Source organism: Actinocrinis sp. (assembly GCF_035938995.1).
Classification (GTDB): domain Bacteria; phylum Actinomycetota; class Actinomycetes; order Streptomycetales; family Catenulisporaceae; genus DASZGI01.
This window is the reverse complement of sequence record NZ_DASZGI010000203.1, coordinates 1-8,506: the sequence shown is the minus strand read 5'-3', so window position 1 is coordinate 8,506 and position 8,506 is coordinate 1. Positions and strand designations below refer to the sequence as shown.

The window sequence follows — 8,506 nt, the reverse complement described above, 5'->3', positions numbered from 1 at the left end:
GGCACCGCGACCGTGAAGGCGATCGTCGGCTCGCTCGACGCACGGCTGGACATCGACACCGTCACGTCCGAGCCCTCCCCCGCTGCGCTGTCGGTCAACGAGATCGGGCAGATCACCCTGCGCACCTCCGCGCCGCTGCCGCTCGACGACTACGCCGACAACCGCCGCACCGGCTCCTTCCTACTCATCGACTCCGCCGACGGAATGACGCTGACCGCGGGGATGGTCGGCACGCCGCTCGCCGTGAACGCGGTAGGGGTCTGACAGATGCCTGACTTCGTCCTCGCCGGGATCTCCGGCGCCATCAGTCCTCGTGAGACAGGGCGGCTGAGCGGATGTACCAGCTCACGCAGCGGATGTACCGGCTCAAGCATCCGCACCGCCGCGCTCGATAAGCACCGCGTCCTGTCCGCGCATCTTCACACCTCACGAGGATTCACGTGTCCCCGTCCATTTTCGGAACCACCGCCGTAAAGGCGGGTGCGCACCGGCTCAAGCGCACCCTCAGCGGAGCGGCCATCGCGGCCGCCGCCCTCGCCCTGACCGCCGCGTGCGCGACCGCGTCGAACACCGCGCCCGCCGCGAACGCCAACACCACCTCCAGTGGCACACCGGCGACGGAGCTGCGGCTCGGCTACTTCGCGAACGTCACCCACACCACCCCGATCGTGGGAGTCGCGAAGAACTTCTTCACCGACAAGCTCGGCAGCACCAAGCTCAGCACCCAGATCTTCAACGCCGGCCCGGACGAGATGACCGCGCTGCTCGGCGGCCAACTCGACGCCGCGTACGTCGGTCCGTCCTCTGCTCTCAACGCGTACGTCAAGTCCAAGGGCACCGGCCTGACGATCGTCGCGGGTGCCGAGAACGCGGGCGCGGAACTGGTCGTCTCCAGCAAAATCAACTCGGCTGCCGACCTCAAGGGCAAGACGCTCGCCTCGCCGCAGCTGGGCAACACGCAGGACGTCGCGCTGCGCTACTGGCTCAAGCAGCAGGGCTACGCCACCACGCAGCAGGGCGGCGGCGACGTGAACATCCAGCCCAGCGACAACGCCACCACGCTGACCCTGTTCGAGGCCGGGAAGATCGACGGCGCCTGGGTCCCCGAGCCCTGGGCCTCCCGCCTGGTCGTCGAGGGCAAGGGCCACGTGCTCGTGGACGAGAAGACGTTGTGGCCGAACGGGCAGTTCGCCACCACCAACCTGGTCGTGGCCACCTCCTACCTCAAGGCGCACCCGCAGACAGTCAAGGCGCTGATCGAGGGTCAGCTGGACGCGAACGCGTGGGTCACCGCGAACCCGACCGCCGCCGCGACGCTGGTCAACAGCTCGATCAAGACGCTGACCGGCAAGGCGCTCGCGGCCGACGTGATCACCCGGGCCTGGGGCGAGGAGAACGTCACCAACGACCCGGAAGCCGGCAGCCTGCAGACCAGCCTGGACCACGCGGTCGCGGTCGGGCTGCTCAAGCAGACCAGCCTGAACGGCATCTTCGACCTGACGCTGTTGAACCAGGCACTGACCGCGGCCGGCGACCCGGCCGTCAGCTCGGCCGGACTCGGCAGCCAGTAGCCCGCAGCGACCCGTCTACCCGCGCCACCCGGCGCGATCGACACACGCCCGGTTCCGGCGCCACCCCGCACCGGAACCGGGCCAGGAGAAGGAGGGCACCGTGACCGTGATCACCGATTCGACGCCCGAGAGCCCGGCCCCGACTCCGACCGCGCTCGGCGAGCCGGCGGTGCGGCTGACCGCGGTCACCAAGCGGTTCGGCAAGAACAGCCCCCTGGTGCTGGACGGGATCGACCTGTCCGTCGCGCCAGGCGAGTTCGTCTGCCTGCTCGGCGCCTCCGGCTGCGGTAAGTCGACCCTGCTCGCGCTCATCGCCGGACTCGAGCCCGCGACTTCCGGCGCCATCGACCTGCCCGGCACCGACGGGGGCGGCGCGAAGAGCGTCGGGGGCGAAGGCCGCGCCGCGCTGATGTTCCAGGAATCCGCCCTGTTCCCGTGGCTGACCGCCGCGGGCAACATCGAGCTCGCGCTGCGCCTGCGCGGTCTGGGCCGGGTGGAGCGCCGCGCCGAGGCGGAGCGGCTGCTCCACCTGGTCCGCCTGGACGGCGCGGCGTCCAAGCGCGTGCACGAGCTCTCCGGCGGCATGCGCCAGCGCGTCGCCCTGGCTCGCGCCCTCGCCCAGCAGGCGGACGTCCTGCTCATGGACGAACCCTTCGCCGCCCTCGACGCGATCACCCGCGACGCCTTGCACGGCGAGCTGACCGCGCTGTGGCAGCAGACCGGCACCACGATTCTGTTCGTCACGCACAACGTGCGCGAGGCCGTACGCCTCGGGCAGCGGGTGATCCTGCTGTCGTCCCGGCCCGGCCGCGTCGCGCGCGAGTGGACCGTCGACATCCCGCAGCCGCGCCGCATCGAGGACGCCGCGGTCGCCGAACTCGCCCGTGAAATCACCGACGACCTGCACCGGGAGATCAGCCGCCATGGCCAGTGACGTCACCGAGTTGGCCCGACTTGAAGCGGGTCTGGACGCCCTGGACACCGACGCCACCAGGGAGCGGCGCCCCTGGTGGCGCACCGTGCTGTCGAAGGTGCTGCCGCCGGTCATCGCGATCGTCACGATCCTGCTGGTCTGGGACATCGTGGTCTGGCTGCACGTCAAGCCGGCCGTGGTGCTCCCCGGACCCGGCGACGTGTGGAACGACCTGCGCACGCAGTGGACGCCCAATCAGATCGGGCCGGCCATCTGGGCCTCGGTGTCCCGCGCGATCATCGGCTTCGCGGTGGCGACGGCGATCGGCACCGTGATCGGCCTTCTCCTGGCCCGGTTCAAGCCGCTGCGCACGGCCATCGGCCCGATCCTGTCCGGCATGCAGAGCCTGCCCTCCGTTGCCTGGGTGCCGATCGGCATCATCTGGTTCGGCGTCAGCTCGTCCACCATCTACATGGTCGTGCTGCTCGGTGCGGTCCCGTCCGTGGCGATCGGACTGCTCGACGGGCTCGACCGGGTTCCGCCGCTGTATCTGCGGGTCGGGCGCAATCTCGGCGCCCGCGGCCTCGCCTCCGTTCGCTTCGTGCTGCTGCCCGCGGCGCTGCCCGGCTACATCTCGGGCCTCAAGCAGGGCTGGGCCTTCGCGTGGCGCTCGCTGATGGCCGCGGAACTGATCGCGATCTCGCCGAAGCTGGGCCCGGGCGTCGGCCAGGTGCTGAGGTTCGCGCAGGACGACCTGGACATGGCCCTCGCCTTCGGCACCGTCATCATCATCCTGATCATCGGAATCGGCATCAACCTGCTGATCTTCTCGCCGCTGGAGCGCCGGATCCTGCGCACCCGGGGTCTGAGCCGCCCATGACCGCCCTGCTCTCGCTCCTGCCTTCACGGAAAGCCGGTCTCGCCGCGGACGCCGAACCGCCGGCGCTGCTCGCGGTCGGCCACGGCTCGCGGGACGCACGGCACGCGGCGGCGATGCGGCGGCTGGCTGAGGCGGTCACGGCGGCGCGTCCGGAGCTGCGGATGGAGGTCGGCTTCCTCGACCTGTGCGGGCCGGACGTGCCGGGAGCGCTGGGTTCGCTGGTCGCGTCGGGGGCGAGGTCGGTGGCGGTTCTGCCGCTGTTCCTGGCGCACGGATATCACGTGAGGCATGACGTTCCGCGCGCCGTGGCCGGCGCTCTGGCCGAGATCCGCGCCTGGGGCGGCTGGACGCCCGACGTCACCTTCTGCGATCCGCTCGGACCGGATCCGCTGCTGTCTGAAGCGATGGACGCGCGCTTGCGCGAGGCCGGAATCTGGCCGACGGACCCGCGGCTGGGGCTGATCGTGGCGTCGGCGGGATCCAGCGACGCGGCGGCACTGGCTCAGGTCGAGGCCGTGGCCCGGTCCTGGGGTGGCGCGGACAACGCCTACGCCGCCGCTGCGCCGACGACTGCGCAAGCGATCGCGCGCCTGCGCGCACGCGGGTGGGAAGACGTCGCAGTGGCCTCATACTTCCTGGCGCCCGGCCGACTGCCGGATCGTGTGCACGCAGACTGCATCGAAGCAGGCGTCCCGTTCGGCGCGCCACTCATCACACCAGACCGCGAGCCGTCGGCCGAACTGGTCCGGCTGGTGCTGGCCAGGTACGCGAGCGCGACCCTCGCATCCTCGGCTCGCAACCTCGCAGCCTGATAATTCGTAGCCCAATAATTCGCAGCCTGATATCCGCGGCGCGTTCTCCTCTCGGGATGAAAGAACGGGCCGCCTCCCGCACGTGGGGAGGCGGCCCGTGGCGCGAGGGCGCGAGGTCAGCCGATGTTGTCGCCGGTCTCGGTCACTTCGTCGCTCGAGAAGGTGGTGCTGCCGGTGCCGAAGGTCGAGGCCAGCTCCGACGGCAGGTTGATGGCGTAGGTGCCGAGGCCGCTGATCGCGTGCTCGACGAGTTCGGCCGCGCCCTGGCCCACGTGGGCGCCGCCCTGCTCGAAGCCCGCCTCGTCGCCGATGGTTGTCTCCACCGTGTTCTGGGTGTCAGCCAACGCGGCGACCGGGGCGGCAATCGGGAGGGCCAGCGCCGCGGCGGCGACCAGGCCCAGACGGGTCTTGTTCATGTGAAACTCCTTGTTCGCGGGATCGCGTCTGCCGAGAGCAACGACCCTCGAAACCCGGAGTTGCACAAACCCACCCGTTCAGCGCATTACCCCTATTGTTCAGTGAATAGGACGAACGCCGAGCCGAGGACACGCTCGCGCCGCACCGCGAGCGGCCCGGTCTCGGTGCGTATCAGGACGCGAGGACCCGCTCGCGCTCCGCCGCGACGTCGAAGTCGCCCGCCGGATACTTCGGGTCGATCCGCTTCAGGGCCTCGACGAGCAGCCGGGTGATCGCGTAGTTGCGGTACCACTTGTGGTTGCTCGGGATCACGTGCCACGGAGCGGTCTCGGTGGAGGTCTTCTCCAGCGCGATCCGGTACGCGTCCTGATACTGGGGCCACAGCAGGCGGTCGTCCACGTCGCCCGGGTTGTACTTCCAGTGCTTGTCCGGGTCGTCCAGCCGGGCCAGCAGCCGGTCGCGCTGCTCGTCCGATCCGATGTTCAGGAAGCACTTGACGACGACGCAGCCCTCGTTCGCGAGGCCCTGCTCGAACTTGTTGATCAGGATGTAGCGCCTGCCGATGACCATGGGCAGGGCGAGCTTGCGAACCTTGCCGACCAGGACGTCCTCGTAATGTGAGCGGTCGAAGATGCCGACCTGCCCCGGATTCGGCAGCGCGGCGCGCACTCGCCACAGGAAGTCGTGCGCGAGCTCTTCCTCCGTGGGCGCCTTGAACGCGGTCAGCCGCACACCGTTGGGGTCCAGCTGGCTGATGACGTGGCGGACGGTGCCGCCCTTGCCGGAGGTGTCCATGCCCTGAAGCACGAGCAGAACGCGGCGCTTGCTGTCCCCGCCACGCGCGGCGGCGAACAGCCGCTCCTGGAGTTCGTCAAGCCGAGCGTTCAGCGCGGGCAGCTCGGCCTCTGCGTCGGCGCGGGAGGCAACGCCGGGAGTGCTCGAAGGGTCGTAGTCGGCCAGGCTGACCGGGCCGACCGGTACACGCAGGAGCTCGCCGAGCGGCTTGTCCGCGACGCTCTCCTTCTTCTTGTCCGCCTTTTCGCTGCCCTTGTCGCCGACATCTGTGGGCACGGAGACCAGCCCGTTTTCCACGCCGAGCCGGTGCTCCTCCTGTACCCGGTCGAGCTCCGCCGCGACGATCTGCGCCGCCACCTTCTCCACCAGCTGCTCGGCGCCCCGCAGCCGCCTGGGCTTACCGACCTTGGGCGGCTTCGCGCTCTTCGCCTTGCCTCGCGCCGCCTTACGCACGGCCTTTGCGCCGCCCTTGGACCCGCTCTTGCCGGCATCCTTGGCTTTGCCCGACTTCTTCAGGGCCTTGTCACCATCGGCCGGCTCGGCCGTGCGCTTGGATTCGGTCTTGCCGCCGGGCTTCGCCACCTGTCGCTCCCATCTCCGTACGTCTGGCCGCGATTCTCGCACGTCACAGCCGATCATGCACTATGAGAGCAAACCTGCGTTCACCTTTTGGACACCTTCGATTCGCCGGAAGTTTGCCATCGGCGGTCAGCCCGCCGCCGCGACCAGCGCTTCTCCCTGCCGGGCGAGCGCGATCAGCCGGGAGGTGGCACGCAGGTATTTCTTCCGGTACCCGCCGACCAGCAGCTCCGGGGCGAACACACGGTCGACTGCGGCACCCGACGCGAGCACCGGGATCGAACGGTCGTAGAGGCGGTCGACGAGAACCACCAGCCGCAACGCCGCGTTCTGGTCGTCCACCGGCCGCAGCCCGTGCAGCACCACCGAACGCACGCCGTCGAGCAGCGCGCCGTACTTGCTCGGGTGCAGCGTCCTGAGATAGTCGAGCAGATCGTCGAACCCGTCCTCGACACAGCCGACCGTGCCCCGCGCCGCGTATTGCGCCAGTTCCCGCTCCGGGCGCGGCTCGGGCGCGACCGCCCCGCCGCGGCGCCGGTAGTCCGGACCTTCGATGCGCACGGTGGTGAAGCGCGCGGCCAGGCCCTGGATCTCGCGCAGGAAGTCGGCGGCGGCGAAGCGGCCCTCGCCGAGCCGGTCGGGCAGCGTGTTCGAGGTGGCGGCCAGTCGCACCCCGGCCTCGGCCAGCTTCGCGAGCAGCGTGCTGACCAGCACGGTGTCGCCGGGATCATCGAGCTCGAATTCGTCGATGCAGACCAGGCGGCGGGTGGCGAGCCGAGCGACGCAGCCGGCGAACCCGAGCGCGCCGACCAGGTTGGTGTACTCGACGAAGGTGCCATACGCCTTCGGCCCCGGCGTCTCGTGCCAGAGCGAGGCGAGCAGGTGGGTCTTCCCGACGCCGTAGCCGCCGTCGAGGTAGATCCCGGACGGCGCGTGCGCTAAGCCGGTGTCAGCGCCGCGACCACGCCGTAGCAGACCTCTGCGGCGAGTGGCGCCGTCTCCGGGCGGGGCGGCAGACCAGCGGCGCAGCAGGTCGAGCGCGGCGGCCTGCGAGGGCTCTGCGGGGTCGGGCAGGTACGTGTCGAACCGGGCGTCGGTGAAGCGGGGCGGCGGGACGAGTTCGTCCAGCAGCCGCTCCGGAGCCACCACCGGAACCCGTCCGGTCAGGCTGCGCGATTCGCGTTCGCTTACGGCCGCAGCCGCAGCCGTGGCGCCGGGCACGACGAAGGGCGCGGCGCCGGTTGCGCCCACGCCCAGATCCGCACGTGCGTCCGCGATTGTCACATGATCAACGCTACGTGCGCGCTGTTACCGCTCCGGCCGCCTGGAGCGTGAGGTTAGTCTCAGCAGCGACCTGAGCTGCGCCTTTACCTTGTGATTCCGATCACTCGGCCGTTCCACCGTGCCCGGCGCCCGGTGAAACGGCCTCGTGTCAGCGTGCCGCGCTACGCGTCAGGAGACGTTCAGCGCGTTGTCGTCATCGACGAACGAGGTCTGCAGCGAGGCATCCTCGGTGCCGGTGAACTTCAGGGTGATCTTCTGGCCGATGTACGAGCCCAGGTTGTAGCTGTGCTGGGCGTACCCGGAGATCGCGTTGAGGTTGGAGAAGGTCGCCAGGGTGGCCAGCACGGTGCCGGAGCTGTTGAGCACCTGCACCTTGCAGGTGTCGTAAGCGACGGTCCGCGTGGTCTCCGCGGTGTCGATGTGCAGCCAGAACGAGAACGTCGCGTTCTTGCAGTTCGACGGGATCGTCACGGTCTGCGCGAGGGTGTCGGTGTGCGTGGTGCCGTAGCCGTCAAGCCACGCGTACCAGCTGCCGCTGTGCGCGGTTTCACCGGCACCGTTGGGGTTGATCACAGCGGGCGTCGTCGTCCACGGACTGGCCGACCCGGTCTCGAAGCCCGGGTTGCCCAGCAGCTGCGCCGCGGTGCAGCCACCGCCGCCGGAGGAGCTGACCGTCCAGCTGAAGCTCGCCGACCCGGATGCGTTCGTCGTGTCCTTCGCGGTGACAGTCACGCTCGAGGTGGCGGCCGTGGTCGGCGTACCCGAGATCAGGCCGGAGGACGAGTTGATCGACAGGCCCGCCGGAAGACCGGTGGCGCTGTAGGTCAGCGTCTGGCCCGAAGCCGAGTCGCTTGCGTGTATCTGCAGCGACACGGCGGTGCCAACGGTGGAGGTCTGGTTGCCCGGGTTCGTCACCGTCACCGTGTTCCCGCCTTGCGAGTTCACGGTCCAGGTGAAGGAGGTCGAACCGGACGCACCGGTGGTGTCAGTGGCAGTTGCCGTCACGCTCGAGGTGCCGGCCGCAGACGGCGTACCCGAGATCAGACCGGTCGAGGAGTTGATCGACAGACCCGCCGGAAGACCACTGGCCGACCAGGTGAAGCTCTGCCCGGACGCCGAGTCGGTCGCGTGGAGCTGAACCGAGGCGGCCGTGCCGACGGTCGAGGTCTGGTTGCCGGGGTTGGTCACAGTGACGGTGTTGCCGTGGTTGAGGATCGGGTGCGACAGGTCGCACTGGTTGTCGTCGTTGGACCAG

General features: G+C 69.7%; 9 protein-coding genes. 5 read left to right on the top strand and 4 right to left on the bottom strand.

Going from position 1 to position 8,506, the window contains the following annotated elements:
- From VGZ32_RS14680 to VGZ32_RS14660, 5 genes are all read left to right on the top strand, one after another.
- Window positions 1-264: elongation factor 1-alpha C-terminal domain-related protein (locus tag VGZ32_RS14680; protein ID WP_414642542.1), on the top strand; the 264-nt coding region annotated here is incomplete at its 5' end.
- Between the two features lie 176 nt (window positions 265-440).
- The gene (locus VGZ32_RS14675) at window positions 441-1,571 is read left to right on the top strand and encodes an ABC transporter substrate-binding protein (RefSeq protein WP_326886577.1); all 1,131 of its coding nucleotides are present in this window, start codon (window positions 441-443) and stop codon (window positions 1,569-1,571) included.
- Between the two features lie 109 nt (window positions 1,572-1,680).
- Window positions 1,681-2,505, top strand: coding sequence for an ABC transporter ATP-binding protein (locus tag VGZ32_RS14670; protein WP_414642544.1), 825 nt, complete (start codon window positions 1,681-1,683; stop codon window positions 2,503-2,505).
- Window positions 2,495-3,364 carry an ABC transporter permease gene (locus VGZ32_RS14665; RefSeq protein WP_326886575.1) on the top strand — a complete coding sequence of 290 codons (870 nt, stop codon included), beginning with the start codon at window positions 2,495-2,497 and terminating at the stop codon, window positions 3,362-3,364. The genes VGZ32_RS14670 and VGZ32_RS14665 overlap by 11 nt, the downstream gene beginning before the upstream one ends.
- Window positions 3,361-4,176: a sirohydrochlorin chelatase gene (locus tag VGZ32_RS14660; protein WP_326886574.1), complete on the top strand. Its 816-nt coding sequence runs from the start codon at window positions 3,361-3,363 to the stop codon at window positions 4,174-4,176. Before VGZ32_RS14665 ends, VGZ32_RS14660 begins: the two co-directional genes overlap by 4 nt.
- Before the next feature lie 116 nt (window positions 4,177-4,292).
- On the opposite strand, the gene VGZ32_RS14655 is transcribed toward VGZ32_RS14660, so the two are convergent.
- From VGZ32_RS14655 to VGZ32_RS14640, 4 genes are all read right to left on the bottom strand, one after another.
- Entirely contained in the window at window positions 4,293-4,592 is a 300-nt protein-coding gene (locus VGZ32_RS14655; protein ID WP_326886573.1) for a hypothetical protein, read from the bottom strand.
- A gap of 172 nt (window positions 4,593-4,764) precedes the next feature.
- Window positions 4,765-5,970: a PPK2 family polyphosphate kinase gene (locus tag VGZ32_RS14650; protein ID WP_326886572.1), complete on the bottom strand. Its 1,206-nt coding sequence runs from the start codon at window positions 5,968-5,970 to the stop codon at window positions 4,765-4,767.
- Window positions 5,971-6,096: 126 nt separating this feature from the next.
- Entirely contained in the window at window positions 6,097-7,188 is a 1,092-nt protein-coding gene (zapE, locus tag VGZ32_RS14645; protein ID WP_414642543.1) for a cell division protein ZapE, read from the bottom strand.
- Between the two features lie 231 nt (window positions 7,189-7,419).
- A partial coding sequence (locus tag VGZ32_RS14640) for a putative Ig domain-containing protein (protein WP_326886570.1) occupies window positions 7,420-8,506 on the bottom strand: 1,087 nt, incomplete at its 5' end.

Excerpts from the sequence above, each read along its gene's own strand:
- VGZ32_RS14665 (WP_326886575.1), top strand. The coding sequence starts at position 2,495 with ATGGCCAGTGACGTCACCGAGTTGGCCCGACTTGAAGCGGGTCTGGAC.
- VGZ32_RS14660 (WP_326886574.1), top strand. The coding sequence starts at position 3,361 with ATGACCGCCCTGCTCTCGCTCCTGCCTTCACGGAAAGCCGGTCTCGCC.
- VGZ32_RS14655 (WP_326886573.1), bottom strand. The coding sequence starts at position 4,592 with ATGAACAAGACCCGTCTGGGCCTGGTCGCCGCCGCGGCGCTGGCCCTC.